16 protein-coding genes are annotated in these 20,555 nt (G+C 58.6%); 7 read left to right on the top strand and 9 right to left on the bottom strand.

Annotated elements, in window-relative coordinates:
* The first annotated feature begins 168 nt into the window (after positions 1-168).
* The 6 genes from M1E12_RS16005 (at position 169) to M1E12_RS15980 (ending at position 6,203) form a co-directional block, all read left to right on the top strand.
* Positions 169-1,473: an ABC transporter substrate-binding protein gene (locus tag M1E12_RS16005; protein ID WP_479562528.1), complete on the top strand. Its 1,305-nt coding sequence runs from the start codon at positions 169-171 to the stop codon at positions 1,471-1,473.
* A gap of 74 nt (positions 1,474-1,547) precedes the next feature.
* Positions 1,548-2,483 carry a carbohydrate ABC transporter permease gene (locus tag M1E12_RS16000; RefSeq protein WP_479562527.1) on the top strand — a complete coding sequence of 312 codons (936 nt, stop codon included), beginning with the start codon at positions 1,548-1,550 and terminating at the stop codon, positions 2,481-2,483.
* Positions 2,476-3,327: a carbohydrate ABC transporter permease gene (locus tag M1E12_RS15995; protein WP_479562526.1), complete on the top strand. Its 852-nt coding sequence runs from the start codon at positions 2,476-2,478 to the stop codon at positions 3,325-3,327. Before M1E12_RS16000 ends, M1E12_RS15995 begins: the two co-directional genes overlap by 8 nt.
* 14 nt (positions 3,328-3,341) lie before the next feature.
* Complete coding sequence (locus M1E12_RS15990; protein WP_479562525.1) at positions 3,342-4,415, top strand: ABC transporter ATP-binding protein; 1,074 nt, start codon at positions 3,342-3,344, stop codon at positions 4,413-4,415.
* A 70-nt stretch (positions 4,416-4,485) separates the two neighbouring features.
* Entirely contained in the window at positions 4,486-5,640 is a 1,155-nt protein-coding gene (locus M1E12_RS15985; RefSeq protein WP_479562524.1) for a mandelate racemase/muconate lactonizing enzyme family protein, read from the top strand.
* Positions 5,641-5,834: 194 nt separating this feature from the next.
* Complete coding sequence (locus tag M1E12_RS15980) at positions 5,835-6,203, top strand: I78 family peptidase inhibitor (protein ID WP_479562523.1); 369 nt, start codon at positions 5,835-5,837, stop codon at positions 6,201-6,203.
* 373 nt (positions 6,204-6,576) lie between these two features.
* Here the strand turns inward: M1E12_RS15980 and M1E12_RS15975 are convergent, their stop codons facing one another.
* Entirely contained in the window at positions 6,577-7,134 is a 558-nt protein-coding gene (locus M1E12_RS15975; RefSeq protein ID WP_479562522.1) for a fasciclin domain-containing protein, read from the bottom strand.
* 129 nt (positions 7,135-7,263) lie between these two features.
* On the bottom strand, positions 7,264-9,468 hold the full coding sequence (locus M1E12_RS15970) for a methyl-accepting chemotaxis protein (protein ID WP_479562521.1): 2,205 nt from the start codon (positions 9,466-9,468) through the stop codon (positions 7,264-7,266).
* Between the two features lie 294 nt (positions 9,469-9,762).
* Between M1E12_RS15970 and M1E12_RS15965 the strand changes: the two genes are divergently transcribed.
* Positions 9,763-10,128: a hypothetical protein gene (locus M1E12_RS15965; RefSeq protein WP_479562520.1), complete on the top strand. Its 366-nt coding sequence runs from the start codon at positions 9,763-9,765 to the stop codon at positions 10,126-10,128.
* A 67-nt stretch (positions 10,129-10,195) separates the two neighbouring features.
* Here the strand turns inward: M1E12_RS15965 and M1E12_RS15960 are convergent, their stop codons facing one another.
* The 7 genes from M1E12_RS15960 to M1E12_RS15930 all read right to left on the bottom strand — a co-directional run bounded on the left by M1E12_RS15960 (position 10,196) and on the right by M1E12_RS15930 (position 20,540).
* Complete coding sequence (locus M1E12_RS15960) at positions 10,196-12,817, bottom strand: bifunctional diguanylate cyclase/phosphodiesterase (protein WP_479562519.1); 2,622 nt, start codon at positions 12,815-12,817, stop codon at positions 10,196-10,198.
* A 970-nt stretch (positions 12,818-13,787) separates the two neighbouring features.
* Entirely contained in the window at positions 13,788-15,191 is a 1,404-nt protein-coding gene (locus M1E12_RS15955; protein WP_479564902.1) for a mannitol dehydrogenase family protein, read from the bottom strand.
* Complete coding sequence (gene uxuA, locus M1E12_RS15950) at positions 15,191-16,390, bottom strand: mannonate dehydratase (RefSeq protein ID WP_479562518.1); 1,200 nt, start codon at positions 16,388-16,390, stop codon at positions 15,191-15,193. Before uxuA ends, M1E12_RS15955 begins: the two co-directional genes overlap by 1 nt.
* Entirely contained in the window at positions 16,387-17,457 is a 1,071-nt protein-coding gene (locus M1E12_RS15945) for an L-idonate 5-dehydrogenase (protein ID WP_479562517.1), read from the bottom strand. The genes uxuA and M1E12_RS15945 overlap by 4 nt, the downstream gene beginning before the upstream one ends.
* Positions 17,458-17,513: 56 nt before the next feature.
* Positions 17,514-18,920 carry a TRAP transporter large permease gene (locus M1E12_RS15940; RefSeq protein WP_479562516.1) on the bottom strand — a complete coding sequence of 469 codons (1,407 nt, stop codon included), beginning with the start codon at positions 18,918-18,920 and terminating at the stop codon, positions 17,514-17,516.
* Positions 18,921-18,922: 2 nt separating this feature from the next.
* The gene (locus M1E12_RS15935; RefSeq protein ID WP_479562515.1) at positions 18,923-19,498 is read right to left on the bottom strand and encodes a TRAP transporter small permease; all 576 of its coding nucleotides are present in this window, start codon (positions 19,496-19,498) and stop codon (positions 18,923-18,925) included.
* 67 nt (positions 19,499-19,565) lie between these two features.
* Positions 19,566-20,540 (bottom strand): sialic acid TRAP transporter substrate-binding protein SiaP, encoded by a 975-nt coding sequence (locus M1E12_RS15930; protein ID WP_479562514.1) that lies wholly within the window; start codon positions 20,538-20,540, stop codon positions 19,566-19,568.
* Between the last annotated feature and the right edge of the window lie 15 nt (positions 20,541-20,555).

Raw genomic sequence — 20,555 nt, 5'->3', positions numbered from 1 at the left:
GGCACTCGCGATAATTAAATTTGCTCTCCGGAAAAATAACCGGCAAAGGCCGGCCTATGTCAATCCATTTCGGCTAAAAAATCATCATTATTTGAGTTGACAGGATGAAAGCTTGGTCTGATTTTGTACGCGTTGAGGAATAAATGCGCAGCCTGGGAGGAGAAAAGGATGTTGCATCTTCGGAGGAGGGCGCCCGCTGGCGCCTCAAGACTGTTGGCATTTGCCACAGCAACAGCATTGGCGCTGACGGCAAGCATGAGTGGCGCGTCGGCGCAAACGGTGGTCAAATGGCTGCATCTCGAGACCGTGCCGGAAAACCTGAAGATCTGGGAGGATATCGCAGCCGACTATGAGGCCCAGCATCCGGACGTCGACATACAGCTGCAGTTCCTGGAGAATGAAGCCTTCAAGGCCAAGCTCCCGACTTTGCTGCAATCGGATGCAGCACCTGACTTTTTCTACTCCTGGGGCGGTGGCGTGCTTCGCCAGCAGGCAGAAACGGGCGCATTGATGGACCTTACCGAGGCGATCAATGCTGATGGTGGCGCCTGGGCCAAAAGCTACAAGCCGGCAGCGCTGAACGGCCTGACCTATGATGACAAGACCTGGGCGGTCCCCTATCGCATGGGAACGATTGCCTTCTTCTACAACAAGGCGCTGTTCGAAAAAGCCGGTCTCCAGGCCGACACCATCAAGACCTGGGATGATTTCCTCGGGGCCGTGAAGACGCTGAAAGATGCGGGCATTACTCCGATCGCCGGCGGTGGCGGCGACAAGTGGCCGCTGCATTTCTACTGGAGCTATCTGGTCATGCGCAATGGGGGCCAGGAGGTCTTCGATCGCGCGAAGAACAATGAGGGCGATGGTTTCCTCGATCCAGCGATCATCAAGGCAGGCGAGCAATTGGCCGAACTCGGCAAGCTTGAGCCGTTCCAGGATGGCTATCTCGGCGCGACCTGGCCGCAAACGCTTGGCACATTTGCTGATGGCCGGGCGGCAATCCTGCTCGGGTTTGAGCATACCGAGGCCAACCAGCGCAAGAATGCCGGCGACGGCAAGGGGCTGGAGGCTTCCAATATCGGCCGCTTCCCATTCCCGATTGTCGAAGGCGGCGTCGGCAAAGTCACCGATACGCTGGGTGGCTTGAACGGCTGGGCTGTGACCAAGAATGCCTCGCCGGCTGCCCTCGACTTTCTTCGCTTCTTCACCAGCCCTGAGCAGGAACGTCGAATGGCGGCAGCCGGTGTGATCATCCCGGCGGCGGCCGAAGCTGAAGATGCTCTCAAAGACGATCTGATGCGCCAGGCGGCAGATCAGCTGGCAGCGTCCACATGGCACCAGAACTTCTTCGACCAGGACCTTGGTCCGTCAGTCGGCCGTGTGGTCAATGACGTGTCGGTTGAAATTCTCGCAGGTCAGCTTTCTTCGGAAGAAGGCGCGCAGATGATCCAGGATGCCCGCGAACTCGACTAGCGCCAACACGAATGTCGCCGGGCAAAACCGCTCGGCGACATTCATGCAGATTGCTTGCTGGGAGGAGGCGAGGCATGACAGACACGACTGCCGGGGCGGCGGCCATCGCGCCTGCACCGAGAGCAAAGACCCGTTACAAGAGTCCGACGGCAAGGGGACGTCTTCCTGTCCTGATCCTGTTTCTGCCGCCAGCTCTGCTGCTCTTCACGATGTTCGTGATCCTGCCGATGGGCGAGGCCGCATGGTACAGTCTTTATCGCTGGAACGGCTACGGTGTCCCGACCGAATTCGTTGGTACGCGTAACTTTACGGTCCTGTTCAACAATGCCGCGTTCTCGCAGGCGCTGATCAACAATGGCCTGATTATCATCGTTTCGCTGCTCTTGCAGATCCCGCTCGCCATATGGTTGGCGATGATGCTGGCACACAAGATTCCGGGCGTGGTCGCGTTTCGCCTGATCTTTTTTCTCCCTTACGTGCTTGCCGATGTGGCGGCAGGCCTGATCTGGCGTTTCGTCTATGACGGAGACTATGGTCTGTTTGCGGCCATCGCCGGTTTCCTCGGCGTGGCGACACCTTATGTCCTGGCCGATCGCGATCTTGCCATTTACGCAGTGCTCGGTGTGGTCGTGTGGAAATACTTCGGCTTCCACATGATGCTGTTCATTGCTGGTCTCCAGTCCGTCGACAAGAGCGTGCTGGAGGCGGCCGAAATCGACGGTGCAACCGGCTGGCAGAAATTCCGCTACGTCACCTTGCCGCTGCTGTCATCCACGGTTCGGCTTTCTGTCTTTTTCGCGATCATTGGATCGCTTCAGCTCTTCGATCTCGTCATGCCGCTCACCGGCGGCGGTCCTTCGAACTCCACCCAGACAATGGTCACCTTCCTTTATACCTACGGGGTGACGCGAATGCAGGTTGGGCTTGGCAGCGCAGTCGGCGTGGTCTTGTTCGTCATCTGCGTGACGCTGGCCTTCGGCTACAAACGGATCTTCATGCGCCATGACTGACACAACGACATCCGGCCCACCGGCCACCGTGGCAACCCGCCTTTATCTCTATGTTTCGCTGACGCTTGTGGCGGCACTTGTCCTCGTCCCTCTGGTGACGACGGCTCTCGGTGGCTTCAAGTCGCTCGGCGATCTGCGTGTCAATCCGTTCGGGCTGCCGTCCGAATGGGTCTGGTCCAACTACGGCGATATCCTGTTTGGTGAGCGCTATTGGCGCCAGATGGCCAATTCGCTTTTGATTTCCTGCGTCAGCGTCTTTCTGACGGTGGTGGTGTCGGCCATGGCGGCCTTCACCTTTGCCCATGTGCGGTTCTTCGGCTCTGGCTATCTGACCAACTACTTTCTGATCGGGCTGATGTTTCCGGTGGCAACGGCCATTCTGCCGCTGTTCATCCGCATTCGCGACCTCGGACTTCTCGATTCCTATTGGGGCGTGATCCTGCCGCAGGTCGCCTTCGGTCTCGGCATGAGCATCCTGCTGTTCCGCAACTATTTCCGCAATCTGCCGGACGAATTGTTCCAGGCGGCCTTTGTCGATGGCTGCGGCTATATCCGCTTCTTCTGGTATGTGTCGCTGCCGCTCTCACGGCCGATCATCGCAACTGTCAGCATCGTCAGCTTCGTCAACAGCTGGAACAGCTACATCCTGCCGCTGATCATGCTGAATACCGAGAAGAAGTATCCCTGGCCGCTCGGCATCATGGTCTATCGCGGCGAATTCGGGACGGAATGGCAGCTGGTGCTGGCGTTCATCACCTTGACCATCCTGCCCACGGTTATCGTCTTCTTCCTTGCCCAAAAGCACATCATCGCAGGTCTGACGGCCGGCGCCGTCAAGTCCTGAATACGGAGAGCAAAATGGCATCTGTCGAACTCAGCCACGTCCGCAAGACCTATGGCGCGCTCGAGGTCATCCACGGGGTCTCGCTCTCAATTGCAGAGGGAGAGTTTATCGCCCTGGTCGGGCCGTCCGGCTGCGGCAAGTCCACCCTGCTGAGGATGATTGCCGGATTGGAGGACATCTCCGACGGCGAGGTCTTGATCGGCGGAAATGTCGTCAATTCGCTGACACCGCGTGAGCGCAACATCGCGATGGTCTTCCAGTCCTACGCCTTGTATCCGCACATGACAGTGGCTGAAAACATGGGCTTCAATCTCAAGCTCTCCGGAGTTGCCAAGCCAGAGATCAAGAAGCTGGTGGGCGAGGCTGCGCGCATGCTGGCACTGGACGATCTGCTCGACCGCAAGCCGAGCCAGCTCTCGGGTGGTCAGCGCCAGCGGGTCGCCATGGGACGCGCTATCGTGCGCAATCCTGCCGTCTTTCTGTTTGATGAGCCGCTATCAAATCTCGATGCCAAGCTGCGCGTGCAGATGCGCACTGAAATCAAGACGCTCCACCAGAAGGTGGGAACGACGTCGGTCTATGTGACCCACGACCAGATTGAAGCGATGACGCTCGCCGATCGCATCGTCGTGCTGAATGCCGGGCGGGTCGAGCAGGTCGGCACGCCGCTCGAGCTCTATCGCAATCCCGCCAATCTGTTCGTCGCAGGCTTCATCGGTTCTCCAGCCATGAACTTCCTTGATGCGACTGTCGAGGGCAATGGCGGGCTGCCAGCTGCCCGGCTCTCGGACGGCACCAGCATCCGCATCGCCGCCGGCCGTCGCGTCGAACCTGGCAAAAGAGTGCGGCTTGGCATTCGCCCCGAGCATATTCTCGTCGACACTTCAGGCGGCAGCCTGATGCGGGGAAAGACCATTGTGGTGGAACCGACCGGCGCCCAGACCCATGTGGTGTTCAGCCTGTCCGGCGAACCGATCACGGCCGTCGTCGATGGCGGTTACCCGGCCCGTCATGGAATGACCTTCGAGGGCGGCGTGCCGGCCGAGCAGGTCCATGTGTTCGACAGGGAAACCGGGATGGTTCTCTAGGAAAAGGGAGGGCTGATGGTCATAGCCATCTGCCTTGCCTGCCTCGCATCGTCCCATTCTGGATAAGATCATGAAAATTTCCGCAATCAAGCCGTATATTGCCCGTGTTGGCGTTAGAAACCAGCTCGTCGTCAAGGTCGAAACAGACAGCGGCATCTACGGATGGGGCGAGTCCGGGCTGTCCTATCGGGAAAAGGCGGTGGCTGGCGCCATCGATCATTATGCGCAGTTCCTGCTTGGCAAGGACCCGATGCGCTGCGGCGCACTCTGGCAGGAAATGTATCGAAGCCAGTATTTCGAAGGCGGCCGGGTTCTGACCGCTGCGATCGCAGCCCTCGATATCGCGCTTCACGACATCAAGGGAAAGGCGCTTGGTGTGCCTGTCTATCAGTTGCTCGGCGGCAAACAGCGCGACCTCGTTCCTGCCTTTGCAACGACATCGGCCGAGCCAGGGGAGGCGATGGTCGAGCAGACGGTCATGCTCAAGGATGCGGGGTGGAACTGCGTGCGCTTCATTGCCACTGGTCAGGAGAATGACACGCATTTCGAGCCGCGCGAATCCATTGCCGTCACGGCTCAGTGGGTGACGCGCGCACGCCACGAGGTCGGACACGCCATGACGCTTGGTGTGGAATATCACCATAGGCTCAGCGTCGCGGAAGCCGCATCCTTTTGTCAGAAGATGCCACAGGGCACGATTGATTTCATCGAAGAGGCAATCCGTGACGAAACGCCGTCGGCCTATGAAGCCTTGCGCAAGATGACGGACATTCCCTTTGCCATAGGCGAGGAGTTCTCGTCGAAATGGCAGTTTATGCCCTATATCGAGCGCGACATCCTGCAGTTCAGCCGGATCGACATCTGCAATGTCGGCGGCTTTACCGAAGCCATGAAGGTCGCGGGATGGTGCGAGGCCCATTATATCGACCTGATGCCGCACAATCCGCTCGGGCCCATCTGTACAGCCGCTTCCGTTCATCTGGCCGCGGCAGTGGCAAACTTTGCCTGGCTCGAGTGCCGGCAGAGCCCGGCCGAACAGCATTGGGGCTTCGACAACACGACCTTGTTTCCGGGGCAAGTCCAGATGGACGGCGCCTTTTACGTCGTGCCTGACGCGCCGGGGCTCGGTGTCGACGTTGACGAGGCAGAACTGGCCAAGATGCCGTTCGAATACTCCGAGCCCCCGCATCTGCGGCGTACGGATGGCTCCTTCACAAATTGGTAGCGCCTTCTGCCCGCGTGAAAACAGGAGGCTCGACCCGCCGGGTTCCTATGTGCATCATGCTGAATTCGTCGGCCTTGCGAGGTCCGGTTCTATGCTTCGGTTCGGCCTTCAGATGCGGAAACGATCCTCCCTGAAGGCAAGAGCAGAGGCCAACTGCAGGTATGCCTGTCGAGTAAGGGGTGAACTCGTTCGCGATGACGGAGGCGACACGAAAAAGCCAATTCTGGGCGCCTGTTAGGATTCTCACAGCCAGGAGAACCTTAATGATATTGCCCCACCACCGCGTCCCGATGACTGTCGCCTGTGTCGCATTGACCCTATCCTCATGCAGCGTGGACGGCAGCGTCACCGCTCCGGCACCAGGATCATGCAATGCTGAAGCCGCTCAAGGGCTGGTGGGCAAGCCCAGGCCGACAGACGAGGCCGCAATTCAGCGCACCGGCGCCAGGTCGGTTCGTCAGATTGAGCCCGGCGACATGGTGACACAAGACTTCCGCGAGGATCGGGTGACGATCGAGACAGATCCCGCATCCGGATTGGTTATCCGAGCAAACTGCGGTTAACAGCGGCTTTGCTGGCCTCAAAAGAAAAGGGCCAGCGGAAGCCGCGGCCCTTGAGGTGTGAAGGTCAAAGCCTCCAGAGGGGAACAGCTGACATTCATAACCCCTAAATTAGACCCCGGTTTCACATAGCAGAGGATCCACCGTCGAGAATATACCCCTTTGTGGGAATATCCGGCCTAAACTCCGCAGCGATTACGGAAACAATCCGAACAGTGTCCGCAAACGATTGTACCGGCGGAGGAGGCGGCCTCTCCCGCCGGTACAAGTTTTTATGGTGGTCTGTCGATCATAGCGAACAAGAGTTGCCCCTTGTGAGGCAGATCCTATGTAAGCCGAGTTTGTGGCAGTCAGCCTGGTCCCAGCAATACAGGTTCTAGCTACGCGGCACCAACACCCGGTTCACCACATGGATCACGCCGTTAGATTGCTCGACGTCGGCAATGGTTACCATCCCAGCGCCGCCGGACTGATCGAACAGGTAGACGCGTTTTCCACGCAAGACGGCAGTCAGCGGTGCGCCACTGACCGTTTGCATGTTGTAGCGCCCGCCATTTGCTTTGGCCCTGCTCGCGAGGTCCTGAGCGGAGAGCTTTCCTGCTACCACATGCGAAGTTAGGATCTTGACGAGCAACTGCTTGTTCTCAGGCTTCAACAGCGTCTCCACCGTTCCCTTAGGCAGACGGTCAAATGACGCGTTTACAGGCGCAAACACCGTGAACGGTCCAGCAGATTGAAGGGTCTCAACCAGGCCAGCGGCTTTGACAGCGGCGACAAGGGTCGTATGGTCTTTTGAATTGACAGCGTTTTCAACGATATTCTTGGTCTCGAACATCGGTGCGCCGCCGACCATAGGATTTTCTGCCTGAGAGGCGGTGGCGAAAGCCAACAGGCCTGCTGCGGCAAGGACGGTGAAACGGATTGCAGATTTCATGGTGTCTCCTCCAGTGAGATGTTTTCTCTTTACCTCTCACTGGACGGAACTCAGCTGAATAAAGTTTCACACTCACGCTCTGAACTGGAACCCTGAGGTTTCCAAGGTTCCAGCACATGTTCCGTAAGTTCACGCCCTTCGCCGTTGCTGCTGCGACCACGCGGAGCTGTCATGGTGCGTCAAGGTGAACTTGAAGCCCTGTAACAATACCTGAAGCCCGTTGCTTTCATTGGCGAGCGTTGCACCTGCTGCACTCATTTCCTCCACCATGGCGGCATTTTGTTGGGTCGCCTGATCGAGGTGGTTCACAGCTACATTAACCTGCGAGAGACCAACGGACTGCTCCTGTGCGGCGATTGCAATTGCATCGACATGTGTCGCCGCCTCCTGGACGAGAGCATCGATCTCGGCAAGACCAGATCCAGTCTGGGACACGAGTTCAACACCCTGGCGTACCGCAGCTTCCGAGTTTCCGATCAGGGATGAGATCTCTTTGGCGGCTTGCGCAGATCGCTGGGCAAGTTCGCGGACTTCCTGTGCCACCACTGCAAAGCCTTTGCCGGCTTCGCCGGCGCGTGCCGCTTCAACGCCAGCATTCAGCGCCAGAAGGTTTGTTTGGAATGCGATTTGATCGATAACCCCAATAATCTGGCTAATCTGGCTCGATGCCTTCTCTATTTCGTCCATGGCTGCGACGGCGTTGCGAACGACTTCTCCGGAGTGGAGAGCCCGCTCGCGGGCGCTCCTCGTCACGCTGCGGGCCAGATCTGATCGCCGTGAGGTTGCGGTGACATTGGCCGTGATCTGTTCGAGAGCAGCGGCTGTTTCCTCAAGCGAGGCAGCCTGCTGTTCCGTGCGCTTCGACAGATCGTCCGATGCGCCGGATACTTCTGTCGCACCGCCATTGACGGCTGCGACCGACTGGCCGACGCTGGAAAGCGCCTGGCGCAACTGTGAGACGGATTGGTTGAAGTCATGCCGCAGTGCTTCGAATTGCGGTGCGAAGGCTTCCTCGATCTCGCAGATGAGATCGCCGGCGGCAAGCCTCCTCAGCGCCGATGCAAGAGTGCTCGTGGCTCTGGTCAGGCGAGCCTCGGCCTCGGCCTCAGCCGCTTCCTGCATCTGGATCCGTTCACGCTCGAGGCGTTGACGTGTGTGCTCCGCCTCCTGCTCGAGTTCCCGGTTGCGGATGGCCGCCAGGCGAAACACTTCGACCGCTTTGACCATGTCTCCGACTTCGTCCTTCCGGTCGGCGTCTGTATCTGGCGCCTCCAGATGGCCGTCCGCCAGTCGGCGCATCGAGCGAACCAGAGCCTTCAGAGGCTTGGCTATGGTGCCTGCCAGGAAGGTTGATAAAGACATGACGATTGCTGCGCCAAGAACGCTAAGCGCAAGCACAGTTGAGAGCCGCTTCAGCGCAGCCTCTGCAACGGTTCGGGCGTCTTCTCCGATGCGGCCGAGGCTCGTGCTCTCAAGCGACCTCATCGCTTCAATGCGTTGAGACGCGGCGGCAAACCAGGACTTTGCGTCGAGGGATGCGGTCGAGGAGCCCGATGGTGCTCCCAGCAGGGTTGAGCGTGTCGCCTCGATTTCGGGGACGGAAGGGACAGCAAGAGATGCGGAATAAGCGCTCTGCAAGCCCTTGGCCTGGAGTGAGAGGAAATTGCCGATGAGTGCGTCTTGTGCACCCGCCATTCCGGCAAATGAAACCATCAGGTCAGGGTTCAGCGCGCCAGAGATAATGAGCGTATTGCCGGTCGCCCGCTCCTGGCCGGCGATTTCTTTCGCCTGCATGAGGAGGTTGTAGGCAATCAAATCGGCGGCAATCCGTGAACCGGTGCCTTGCATGGATAGCTCGAAAGCCAGGTCAGTGAGGTTGCCGATCAGGTCCGTGTACAGATCGAACGATTGTTTTGCCGTAACCTTGAGACTGTCGATCGCGCGCCGTGTGACTGGCAGGCTGTCGACGGCCTCCTTGATCGGGGTCAGGCGGTTCACGAGCTCTTCGTCGCGAAGATAAGCGAGATCACCAGTGAGTGCTGGAAGCGCCACCAGGGCTTCGTCTGCGGATGTTCGAGCTTTGAGCAACGGAGCTTGATCAATGCTGCCCTTGGCGCCTAGATAGCCGGCGCTCTGCCCTCGTTCTACCTGAAGGGAATGGACGATCTGGCCAATCGTGGCAATTTTTTCGCTCAGCCTGACAATCGACGTCATCTGCCGATAAGAGGACCAGGAGTTCCAGATTTCCAGAGATGCTAGTGAAAGTGCTGCAATCAAAGGGAGCATGATTGCAAGCCAGAGACGGTTGCTGATCTTGAAGTCGACGATACGCATGCCGGGGCACCTTAAGCTGTAGCTTCATGCAGACATATCGTAACATCATGATACGATGTGATTTTTAGCGATGATTGAAGTGAATTTCTAAAAGGAATCCTAACGACCTACGTCCAATTTGACGAAAGCCAAGACGAGTAAAAATAAACCTGAGCGTGCTTTGGCAGGAACCGGCATCCCCCTCAGTAGTTGTTGGCAACGGGCCTCTTGGGTGAAGTTTGTCGGGACAAGTGGGACTGCAGCTAGTATCGGTTGCTCCGCCGGAGCCACGACTTGCCCCTGAGAAAGCTTCCTATGGAATCCCGCCCCAAGATCATAACGCTTTGCGGTTCAAGCCGCTTTCCCGATGCCTTTCATCTGGCAAACCTTCATTTTTCCTTGCAAGGATGCATTGTCATCAGCTTGGGCGCGTTCGGCCATGCCGATCAGCCTGGGGGATCTCGATTCTTGCTGTCAGACGGGGACGAGACGACACGAGAAAAGCAGGCGATCGATCAACTGCACCTTCGAAAGATCGATCTCGCCGATGAGATATTTGTCATTAATGTTGGTGGGTATGTTGGCTCCAGCACGCAGCGGGAGATCGCCTATGCGCGCTCCCTGAACAAGCCGGTCAAATGGATGTTCGAGACGGAAGAAAGCGCGCTCATATCTCAGTGAGGACTGCCCACTGAACTCTCCGCATGGAGTGGTTGGGTGAGACACCATGGTGGTACACATGGGGCTGTCACACCCCTCCTTGCTCCGCCTCGCTCGTATTGAGAGAATTTACCCGCTCGAGGTATCGCGCCACATCGTCAACGTTCCGCTGTGGCTTGTGAAAGAGGTAGCCCTGCCCAAAATCGCAGCCATAGCCAGCAAGTGCACGATGCTGTTCGTCGGTCTCAACGCCCTCGGCCACTGTCTGGATACCAAGTGACTTGGCAAGCAAAACAAGAGTTCGCGCTACGGCATCCCCACCACTGGATGTTGCAACGTCGCCGACAAAGCGCTTATCGATCTTGATCTTGTCAATATTGAAACGTGTCAAATGGGTCAGGGAAGCATAGCCTGTACCGAAATCGTCCAGTGCGATAGAGATGCCTTGGCCTCTTAGTGCCTCAAGATTGGTCCTGATTGCGTCGTGCCCTCTCTCTATCATGACTCCCTCGGTGACCTCAATCTCGAGGAGGTTGGGAGGCACCTGCACTTCGGCAAGCGCTGAGGTCACGATTTCTGGCAATCGCGGGTCTCGCAACAATCGCGCACCCATGTTCACCGCCACGGTCCCCGCAGATAAGCCATGTGCGTGAAGCCTGCTGATCGCCAGGAGGCTCTTTCTCAAGATTTGCAGGTCGACCTCTGAACCCATCTGCAAGTCGTCCGCGACTGCGACAAACTCAGATGGCGGTATAGTCTCTCCATCTAAATCCCACCGCGCCAGAGCTTCAAAACCGATGTGCCTCGCAGTCGCCAAATCGACTTGCGCTTGTAGTGCAACATCCAGTTGATCGTTGCGCAGGGCCTCACGCAGCCGTTCGCCGATGTAGCTGCGACGTGAGACGGCTTCCCTGTGAGCCTGATTGAATACTGTGACGCGATCGCGGCCAGCCCTTTTAGCTTCATACATGGCGATGTCGGCATTTCTCAGAAGCTCAAAAACCTTTTTGCCGTCAGAAGGGTAGTTGACAACCCCTATGGACATTTGCGGTTTAATCATTTTGCCCGCAACCTCCACCGGCGCTGTCACAGTTGTGACGAGCCTCTCGACAACTTGGCGTGCGAGATTGGGATTGGCAAGACCCGGGAAAAGCAGAGCAAACTCGTCTCCTCCCAGTCGAGCGACTTTATCGAGTGGGCGAACGCCTTTCTGGAGTCGACGAGATATCTCTTGCAGGAATTGATCTCCGCTATCGTGCCCCAGCGTATCGTTGAGGTCCTTGAAATGATCGAGGTCCACAACCGCGATAGCACCAATTCCATCTTCAGGTCGGCGCCCCTCAACCGCATTCTGCAGCTGGCGCATAAAGGATCTGCGGTTGAGAAGGCCAGTGAGCGGGTCTCGGTCTGCAAGAAGGCGGACCTTCTCCTCGGCTTTCTTCATGGCCGTGATATCGGTTCGAACGCCGACTGTGATGCCCGAAGGCGATTTTCGCTCTCGCACCTGGAGCCAGCGTCCATCATCCAGGTGCTGTATCATGACGTCGCGGTTAGGATTGCGATGGCGCTTCAACCTTGCCTTGAGCCACGCCTCGTGGCTGGCGGGCGTATTGCCGGCATCCCTGTATTGCCCAGCGGCAAGGCCAAAGCGCAATATGTCTTCGAATCGTTCTCCGATCCTGATGGCGGGCTCAGAGGTCGCATAGTAGTCGCGATATGCCCCGTTACAGAGTAGTAAGCGGTCGTCTTGGTCGTAAGCGGCAATTGCGTCCGGTATAGTCTCGATGATGGTGGTCATCATTTCTCGGGCTGCGGCTGCTTCGCGCCGTGCGTCTTCTTCTACCGTGATATCGGTAAAGCTGACGAGGACCTGTTTCTCTCCAGATTCTACCGTAAAAACTTGCGCATCGGCGCGTAGCCAGCGGGTGTGACCTTCTCCTAGTCTTATGCCGACAACCTGCCCACGAACATTGGCTCCAGAAAGAGCTCGCAACGCCGGCGTTTCGTCTACTGGAAGCGCGACCCCGTTCTGATCAATCAAGGCCCACGTTGGATCAGCCGCGCTGCGTCCTAGCACCTGCTCCACGGTCAGACCAAGGATGCGGGCAGCCTCAACGTTGCTTTCTACGGGGAGTCCCTGTTCGTCATAGATGACTATTCCCGCAGTGGCGTTCTCGAAAATTGCCAGTCTCCGATTGTTCTGCGCGCGCAGTTGGTTCTGGAGCTTTGTCTGTTGAAGGAGCGCCGTAGCAATCTGGGCCAAGCTTGCGAGTTTCTCGGCTTCGATGTCTGAAAATGATCGTGCGACGCGGTCGATGATGCAGAGGGTGCCGATGTTGATGCCGGGTGCCAACGAGATAGGCGCGCCGGCGTAGAACTTGATGTGGGGATCTCCCGTGACCAAGGGGTTTGAGCAAAACCGGGTGTCGCTGGCAGTGTCGGAGACTACGAAAACCCCATCTTGCTGTATGGCATGAGCACAGAACGAAACTTCCCTCGAAGTTTCATTGACCGAGAGGCCACAGTTCGACTTGAACCATTGATGGTCCTCTTCAACGAGAGAAATCAGAGCCACGGGTACGCCGAACACCTCTTTGGCAGTACGGCAGACAGCGTCGAGAGAGGCGTCGATCTGCGTCTTGGACAGGGAGAGCGATTTCAGTGCCGCGAGACGCGCCGCTTCCGTAGGCGCGCTTGGAAAGGATTGCATGCTGGTTCCCATTTTAGGCTAAGCGCCCCTCGTAGAAGCGGTCCGTGCAGGAGTTAATGCTGTCGAGCAACACGCGCCTATGTCACCCATCTAGTCTCGAAAAGAGACCTGTGCTGACACTCTCTCCGAGACAGGGGTTCCGCATCTCAGCGCCGGTGATGCGTCGCGATTGAGTACCTTAAGGAAAACTGATTAAGCAATATCAAAAGAATAAGCCCGCCATGTAAGGGTGGCTAAGGCACGAGAACTTTGGCTGAAGCAGGCAGTTCTCTCAGATCTTGCAATGAGCGGCAATTTGTCCAATGACCGACGACACCTGTGTACCACGAAGGCGCCTACTGATCGTCATGATGGCTAGTGCCGACCCTGGTCGAAGGGATATGGATTGACCCCGTGGTTCAGCGGGGCGTGGTAGACCGAGATCGTCCACTGGCCTCCCTGCAAAGCGCTCCAAGGCTCGACACTTGGTCGCCGTCCGTCAGATTGCAAACTTTTGTTGTTGAAGGCGCGGGCAGCTGCGCATCGCCGGGGATGAAGGCTGCAGACCGTTTTGAGCCGGTGGCTTGGGGACCCCGCCCGCATTAGCAACTTTGCAGATTAATCAAGCAATGGGAAGATATAGGTGCCTCGCGCGTTGGTATGGAGCTCAAGAGGCCCATCTCCAAGGATTTAGAGCAACGCGCCCACGTGGACCCTCAGTGATGGTTCGGCCGGCAGTCGGTCACATTGTCGCAAATACGGCCCATCAACGGGTTAGCCACTCGTGGCGTCGTAGGGTCCCCAGGTTCTTTCATGCCACACAAGATAACCGGCGACTCGGCGAACAACCTCAATATCTTAGCCCCCTCGGGTAGCGGGTGGCAGGTTCTGATCCTTTCAAGAGCGATTAACCCGCTTGCTTCCCGTCGCGTGCTAGACCCGCCAGGAAGTCATGAAAAGGATCCGCTTCTTGAAGCTATTGCCGCTTACTCTAGAACGACAGGATCGCTGCGTTTACCCGATCGCGCCAACCGCGTGCGGCGATCAGTTCAGGTGGAAATAGTCCGGCTATCGCAAAGAAGGGTTCGGAGGGGTCGGTAGCGTCCATGCTTGCTGCGGCCGCAAGGACCTCGCTGCGGCGGGGATCGCCGCAATCGCCTCGCTTTTTCACCGACGCCATCCAGACCCCCGCCGCATAGGCGGTCGCTGCCGCTGTCTCACCTTTCGCCAGCATGTCGACGGTGGGCGTCAAAAGCCGCTGCGGCAGCTTTTGCGTCGTATCGAGCGCGATCTGGATGTTGCGATGGTCTATGGTCGGATTAGAAAAGCGCGCCAGAAGATCGTCAATATAGGCGGCAAGGTCGATGCCGGACACCGGATCGAGCGTCGAGACAACCTCCTCCATATGCATCCGCGCCCTTGCCGCCAGATGCGGTACGGCCATCACGTCGCGAATATAGTCGAGGTTTCCAAGGATCCCGAGATGGGCAAGCAGTGTATGCGTGCCGTTGAGCAGCCGCAGCTTCATCTTCTCATAGGGCTCGACATTGCCTGTGAAGATGGCGCCACCGGCCTCCCAGGCGGGCCGACCGGAAACAAAGTCATCCTCGATGACCCATTGCAAAAATGGCTCCGTATCGATTGCCAGTGCGTCCTGGGCTCCGAGCAGTATCTCGGCACGAAGCCGGGTGGTGTCGGTCGCGGCGGGCACGATCCGGTCGACCATGGAGCAGGGAAAGCGACCCTTGTCGGCGATCCAATCGGCCAGCGCGGGATCGCGCAACTGGGCCATCTCAAGAACCAGGCGGCGCACGACTTTGCCGTTGGATGGTAGATTGTCGCAACAAAGGACCGTGAAGGGGGCAAGCCCCGCAGCACGACGCTGGGCAAGGCCCTCAACGAGGAAGCCCAGCACACCGACGGGCGCGTCTGGCCTCTCGAGGTCCGCAGCAACGGCTTGATGAGCATGATCCAACCCGCCCGTTGCCGGATCGAGGCCATAGGCTTTTTCCGACACTGTGATCGTCACGATGCGGATCGCCGGATCGGCCAGGGCCGAGAGCACACGGGCACGATCGGACGCGGCACATATCCAGTCGACGGTCGCGCCGATGAGCTCGGATTGATCCCCCGACTCGCTCCGTGTCGTGATGGAATAGAGACCATCCTGAGCGGCAAGCGCTTCGACCGGCTCCGGCGAACGCAGGTTCACGGCAATGATGCCCCAGGGTCCGAATTCGGCTTCCAGAGCACGCTGCGTGAACACCGCCTGATGCGCCCTGTGGAACGCGCCGATCCCGATATGCACGATGCCGGGTTTCAGTTTCGTCCGGTCAAACTGCGGTTGACGAACCGTAGCCGGAAGACCTGTCGTGCTGGAGAGCCTTTGCAATATCAGCCTCCCAGTCCGTATTGGGCATGCGACAGCGCGCGCTCGATCCCGCGAAGCTCTGCCAGGCCCTTGAGCCTGCCGATGGCTGGATAGCCCGGCTGTGCACCACGTGTCAGGTCATCGAGGATTTCCTGGCCGTGGTCGGGACGCATCGGAATTTGATGATCTTCACGCCCCTCCTTGCGCCGTCTTGCCTCCTCCGTCAGGAGGGCCGCGATGACGGCCACCATGTCGGTCCCGCCTTCCAGATGCTCGTCCTCGAAGAAGGAACAGGGGACCGTGTCGGTGTCACGGGTCACGTTGCGGAGATGGACGAAATGGATGCGGTCGGCAAAGCGCTTGGCAAGAAAAGGCAGATCATTGTCAGGGCGCGCACCGAGTGATCCGGTGCAGAGGGTTACGCCGTTGGCGCGGATATCAACGGCATCCAGCATGTGCGCATAGTCTGCCTCTGTCGACAATATGCGCGGCAGGCCGAGCAGCGACCAGGGCGGATCGTCGCCGTGTGCGCAGATATTGATGCCGACCTGCTGGGCCACCGGCGCGACTTCGCTCAGGAAATCGACGAGGTTTTGCTGCAGCCGTTCGCGGTTGATGCCTTGATAGGAGCGGAGCTTTTCGAGCAACTGCTCGAGCGTGTAGCCATCGGCAGAGCCCGGCAGGCCGGCACCAATGTTCTTGCCGAGGGCCGTGATCTTCGCATCCTCCATGCCGGAGAAACGCCGTGCTGCCTCGTCGGTCAGCCAGTCCGGATAGTCTGCGGCAGCCTCGGGTCGCTTCAGGATATGGATGTCGAAGGCTACGAAATCGACGAGATCAAAGCGCATGGCTTTGGCGCCGTGACCCGTTTCCCACCGCAGATCGGTCCGCGTCCAGTCGAGGATCGGCATAAAGTTATAGCAGACCGTTCGGATCCCCGAAGCCGACAGGCGTCTGAGCGTTTCCTGCCAGTTGGCAATGTGGCGCTTCCAGTCGCCGGTCTGCGTCTTGATGTCCTCGGACACCGGAATGCTCTCGACCACATCCCAGACCAGGCCGCCGGCGCGGATTGCGTCATGCCGTTTGGCAATCTCGTCTTCTGGCCAGACCTCGCCGGTTGCGATGTGGTGCAGTGCCGACACGATGCCCTCGGCGCCCGCCTGGGCTGCATCTCTCACACTGACTTTGTCGATGGGGCCGAACCAGCGCCAGGTATGTCTCATCTCTCGTCCTTTAGGCTTTCATGCGTCTGTGGAAATGTGATCTGCACCTTGCAGGCCTTGGAGCGGTCACCGGCCTGTTCAAAGGCCTCCACCACCGCATCGAGTGGGAAGCTGTGTGAGATGATCGGACGCACATCGATCTGGCGCGTCGAGATCAAGGCGACGGCCTCAGAGAATTCCTCATCGAACCGCTGCGAGCCGCGCCAAACGATTTCCTTGCCGACCAGTGCGTTGAGGGGAATTGTTATGTCGCCGGTCACGCCGACCTGGACCAGTATGCCCCGTGGCTTGATGGCAGCAAAGGCGGAGCGCAGGGCAGGTCCAGCCGCCGAGCAGTCGAATACCACGTCGAAATGGCCCTTGTGCTCCGTGAATGGCAGAAGTCCGTCCGGCTCGCTTTTCACATTGATGGCTTGCGTGGCACCCATAGCGTGCGCCCGCGATAAGGCGGAATCAGTCAGATCGGTGACCACGATCTGGCCGGCACCTGCATGTCGGGCGGCAGCCACGGTCAGGAGACCAATCGGCCCTGCGCCTGTGACAAGAACGGCCTTGTCCTTGAGGTCGCCGGCCTGAGCAATTGCATGGAGGCAGACCGCCAGCGGCTCTGCGCAGGCCGCTTCTCCCGGTGTGACGTCGCCGCCGACGGGATGGCATTGAATGGCGGGCACAACCAAGTGTTCGCGAAACATGCCGTCTTCGTGCGGCAGACGCATGGCCGAGCCCATGAAGCGCATGTCCAGGCAGTGAATGGGTTGCCCGATCCGGCAATACTGGCACTGGCCGCAGGGTTGGGACGGATTGACCGCCACCAGTTGCCCGAGTTCAAGGCCCGAAACACCGTCGCCTATTTCCTCCACAAAGCCAGAGGCTTCGTGACCGGCGATGATGGGTTCACGGACGCGGACCGGGCCAAAGCCGCCATCCTGGTAGTAATGCAAGTCCGAACCGCAGATGCCACCTGCTGCCATCGCAAGTCGAACCTCGCCGGCGCCACATGACGGATAATCGAGATGCTCAACGCGCAGGTCGCGTTCGGCATGAAGGCGGGCAACGCGGGTTTGCATCGCAAAGAGACCTTTTGTTCAAGACGGAGACCGGCCCGCCGAAGCGGACCAGCCGATCAACGGATGAGACCGAGTTGTGTCGGCAGCCACATGGTGATGGCTGGGATGAAGGTGATGAGACCAAGCGCCAGGAAGAGCGGGATCATCCAGGGCAGGATGGCCAAGGTCGTCTTTTCCACCGACAGTTTGGAGATGCGTGAAAGCACGAACAGCACCATGCCGACGGGTGGGGTCAGAAGCCCGATCATCAGGTTGAGGGTGATGACGACGCCCAGATGCACCGGATCGATGCCATAGCGGGCTGCAACCGGCATCAGGATCGGCACAAGGATGCTGATGGCAGCAATCGTATCGAGGAAGGCCCCGACGACCAGCAGCAGGATGTTGACGATGATCAGGAAGGTCCACCAGTTGTCGGTGAGCCCGAACATGAAGTCCGAGAACAGCTGTGCTGCCTGGCTCACCGTCAACAACCAGGCGAAGATCGACGCGGCGGTGACGATGAACAGTACCGAGGCCGTGGTCTCGATCGTGTCGAACGATGCCTTCGCCAGCGTCCTCACCGTCATCGTCCGGTAGCGGACGAGCCCGAGGAACAGCGACCAGAGAACGGCAGCCACGGCCGCTTCCGTCGGCGTGAACCAGCCCATCGTCATGCCGCCGATCAGGAGAACTGGTGTCATCAACGCCATGACCGCGGAAAAGTCGAAATACCAGTCGAGCGCCACGAGAACCGCAAGTCCGATCAGCACCGCGATATTGACCGACATTCCCGCCAGGATCATCAGGTATATGGCGACAGGGAAGGCGAGGACGATCACCACTTCCAGCGAGGCAGCCAGCAATTGCTTCAGTTCGAATGGCGTATCAGAGCCCCAGCCCTTGCGCTTGGCGAAGATGTAAACCGTCAGCATCATCAGGACTGTCATGACGACCCCCGGAATGATGCCGGCCATGAACAGCGCCCCGATCGAGGCATTGGCCATCATGCCGTAAATGACGAAGGGCAGAGATGGCGGGAAGATGGGACCGAGCGTTGCCGAGGCCGCGGTGACGCCAACAGCAGCCTCCACCGGATAGCCATGATCCTTCATGGCCTTGATTTCGATGGTGCCAATGCCGGCGGCATCGGCAAGCGCCGTTCCGGACATGCCGGAAAAAACCACCGAGCCGATGATGTTGACCTGCGCCAAGCCACCCTTCATCCAGCCGACAAGCGACAGTGCAAATTTGTAGATGCGGCCCGTCACGCCTGCAATGTTCATGAGATTGCCGGCCAGGATGAAGAACGGCACCGCAATCAGTGGGAAGCTCTCGACACCGGCGATCATGCGTTGGGCCGCGATGATATCAGGAGCTACGCCATAGATTACGAGATAGGCGAGCGACGCGACGGCCATGGAGACCGCGACCGGTGTGCCAAGGATCAAGAGAAGCAGAAAGGAACCGATGAGAAGCAGCATGGTCAGATCCCCCCTGCGTGAATGTCTTCCTGCGCCCTCTGGCGCGCGGTTTTCGCCCCCGTCAGATCCTTGACGAGGTTATGGACAGAGCGGGCAAACATGAGCGCAAAGGCTGCAAAGACGGTGTAGAAGACGATGCCGCGCGGCAGGTCCACGGTGACCATGCGCTCCTCGCCGACGATCTCCAGATAGCGCCACATCAGCCAGGTCATGTAGGCGAAGAAGGCGATGCCGATGGCATCGACGACCGTTTCGAGCACCCTGACCGCCCGCGTCGGCAGAAAGCGGTAGAGCAGGTCCACCTGGATATGCCGCATGGTGCGCACGCACATGGCGGACCCCATGAAGACGACCACGACGAGGCAGTTGGCGGCGATTTCCTCGGTCCAGGAAAAGCTGTTGTTCAGGACGTAGCGGGTAAAGAACTGCAGAAACACGGCGAGGCCCATGCCCCAGAACACGGCCAGCGTCACCCAATCCTCGATGGCATGATGGGATAGATCGACCGGTGCCGCCTCCTCCTCGAAGGCATGTGCCATCTCTTCCACACTGATCGGCGCGTGCGGGTGCTCCGTCATGGGTCGCTCCAATTCTCGATGATGTCTGAAGGAGTCCCGGCGCCTGACTGGCGCCGGGATGGCGCCATTACTGGATGGCGCGGATGGCTTCCCAATCAGCCTTGTCGTAGCCGAAGTCCTCGAACTTCGCCTTGGCGAGGACATTCTCTTCGAAGTCAGCCTTGTCGACTTCGGTGACTGTGATGCCCTTTGCCTTGAACTCGTCGACCAGCGCCTTTTCACGGGCTTCGATAGTCTTCGTCGTGCGGGCCGCTGCTTCCAGCATCACCTCGGTGAAGATCGCCTTGTCTTCATCCGACAGACTTGCCCAACGGGTCTTGGAGACGACCGTGTTCAGGTGGTCAACGATGTGGCCGGTGAGCACAATGTTTTTCTGGACTTCGTAGAACTTCTTGGCCTCGATCGTCGTCAGCGGATTTTCCTGGGCTTCAACCGTGCCGTTCTGCAGGGCGAGGTAGACTTCCGCAAAGGCAATCGGCGTTGTGTTGGCGCCGCAGGCCCGTGGCATCGCCAGATAGGCCGGCACATCCGGCACGCGGATCTTCAAGCCCTCCATATCGGCGCATTTGCCGATCGGGCGGTTTGATGTCGTATGCCGCGTTCCGTAGTAGCTGACAGCGACGATATGGTTGCCGGTCTTCTCTTCATAGCCGGCTGTCAACTTCTTGAAGACGTCGCTTTTCGTGTAGGCCAGGAGATGGCTCGGGTCGCGGAAGATATAGGGATAATAGGTGACGCCGATCGGATTGTGGTCGCGTGCGGCAAAGCTCGAACCTGAGATGATGATGTCGACGGTGCCGAGCTTGAGACCCTGGTTGATGTCGGCTTCCTTGCCGAGCTGCGAAGCCGGGAAGACCTCGATCTTGTAGCGGCCATTGGTTCGTTTGCCGATCTCTTCTGCCGCCCAGACGGAATCCGTGTGGAAGGGCTCCGAAGTCTCGTAGACATGGGCCCATTTCAGAATGGTCTCGGCATGAGCCGAGACAGTGGACGCGACAATTACCGCTGCTGCTCCAAGAAGCGTTTTAAGTGTCAGTTTCATGTTTTCCTCCCATTG

Source organism: Rhizobium sp. K33, assembly GCF_056501445.1.
This window is presented reverse-complemented; position numbering and strand designations above follow the sequence as displayed.

What these genes read in the sequence shown, in the direction of transcription:
- M1E12_RS16005 (WP_479562528.1), top strand. Translation starts at nt 169, where the DNA reads ATGTTGCATCTTCGGAGGAGGGCGCCCGCTGGCGCCTCAAGACTGTTG.
- M1E12_RS16000 (WP_479562527.1), top strand. Translation starts at nt 1,548, where the DNA reads ATGACAGACACGACTGCCGGGGCGGCGGCCATCGCGCCTGCACCGAGA.
- M1E12_RS15995 (WP_479562526.1), top strand. Translation starts at nt 2,476, where the DNA reads ATGACTGACACAACGACATCCGGCCCACCGGCCACCGTGGCAACCCGC.
- M1E12_RS15990 (WP_479562525.1), top strand. Translation starts at nt 3,342, where the DNA reads ATGGCATCTGTCGAACTCAGCCACGTCCGCAAGACCTATGGCGCGCTC.
- M1E12_RS15985 (WP_479562524.1), top strand. Translation starts at nt 4,486, where the DNA reads ATGAAAATTTCCGCAATCAAGCCGTATATTGCCCGTGTTGGCGTTAGA.
- M1E12_RS15980 (WP_479562523.1), top strand. Translation starts at nt 5,835, where the DNA reads ATGACGGAGGCGACACGAAAAAGCCAATTCTGGGCGCCTGTTAGGATT.
- M1E12_RS15975 (WP_479562522.1), bottom strand. Translation starts at nt 7,134, where the DNA reads ATGAAATCTGCAATCCGTTTCACCGTCCTTGCCGCAGCAGGCCTGTTG.
- M1E12_RS15970 (WP_479562521.1), bottom strand. Translation starts at nt 9,468, where the DNA reads ATGCGTATCGTCGACTTCAAGATCAGCAACCGTCTCTGGCTTGCAATC.
- M1E12_RS15965 (WP_479562520.1), top strand. Translation starts at nt 9,763, where the DNA reads ATGGAATCCCGCCCCAAGATCATAACGCTTTGCGGTTCAAGCCGCTTT.
- M1E12_RS15960 (WP_479562519.1), bottom strand. Translation starts at nt 12,817, where the DNA reads ATGCAATCCTTTCCAAGCGCGCCTACGGAAGCGGCGCGTCTCGCGGCA.
- uxuA (WP_479562518.1), bottom strand. Translation starts at nt 16,390, where the DNA reads ATGAGACATACCTGGCGCTGGTTCGGCCCCATCGACAAAGTCAGTGTG.
- M1E12_RS15945 (WP_479562517.1), bottom strand. Translation starts at nt 17,457, where the DNA reads ATGCAAACCCGCGTTGCCCGCCTTCATGCCGAACGCGACCTGCGCGTT.
- M1E12_RS15940 (WP_479562516.1), bottom strand. Translation starts at nt 18,920, where the DNA reads ATGCTGCTTCTCATCGGTTCCTTTCTGCTTCTCTTGATCCTTGGCACA.
- M1E12_RS15935 (WP_479562515.1), bottom strand. Translation starts at nt 19,498, where the DNA reads ATGACGGAGCACCCGCACGCGCCGATCAGTGTGGAAGAGATGGCACAT.
- M1E12_RS15930 (WP_479562514.1), bottom strand. Translation starts at nt 20,540, where the DNA reads ATGAAACTGACACTTAAAACGCTTCTTGGAGCAGCAGCGGTAATTGTC.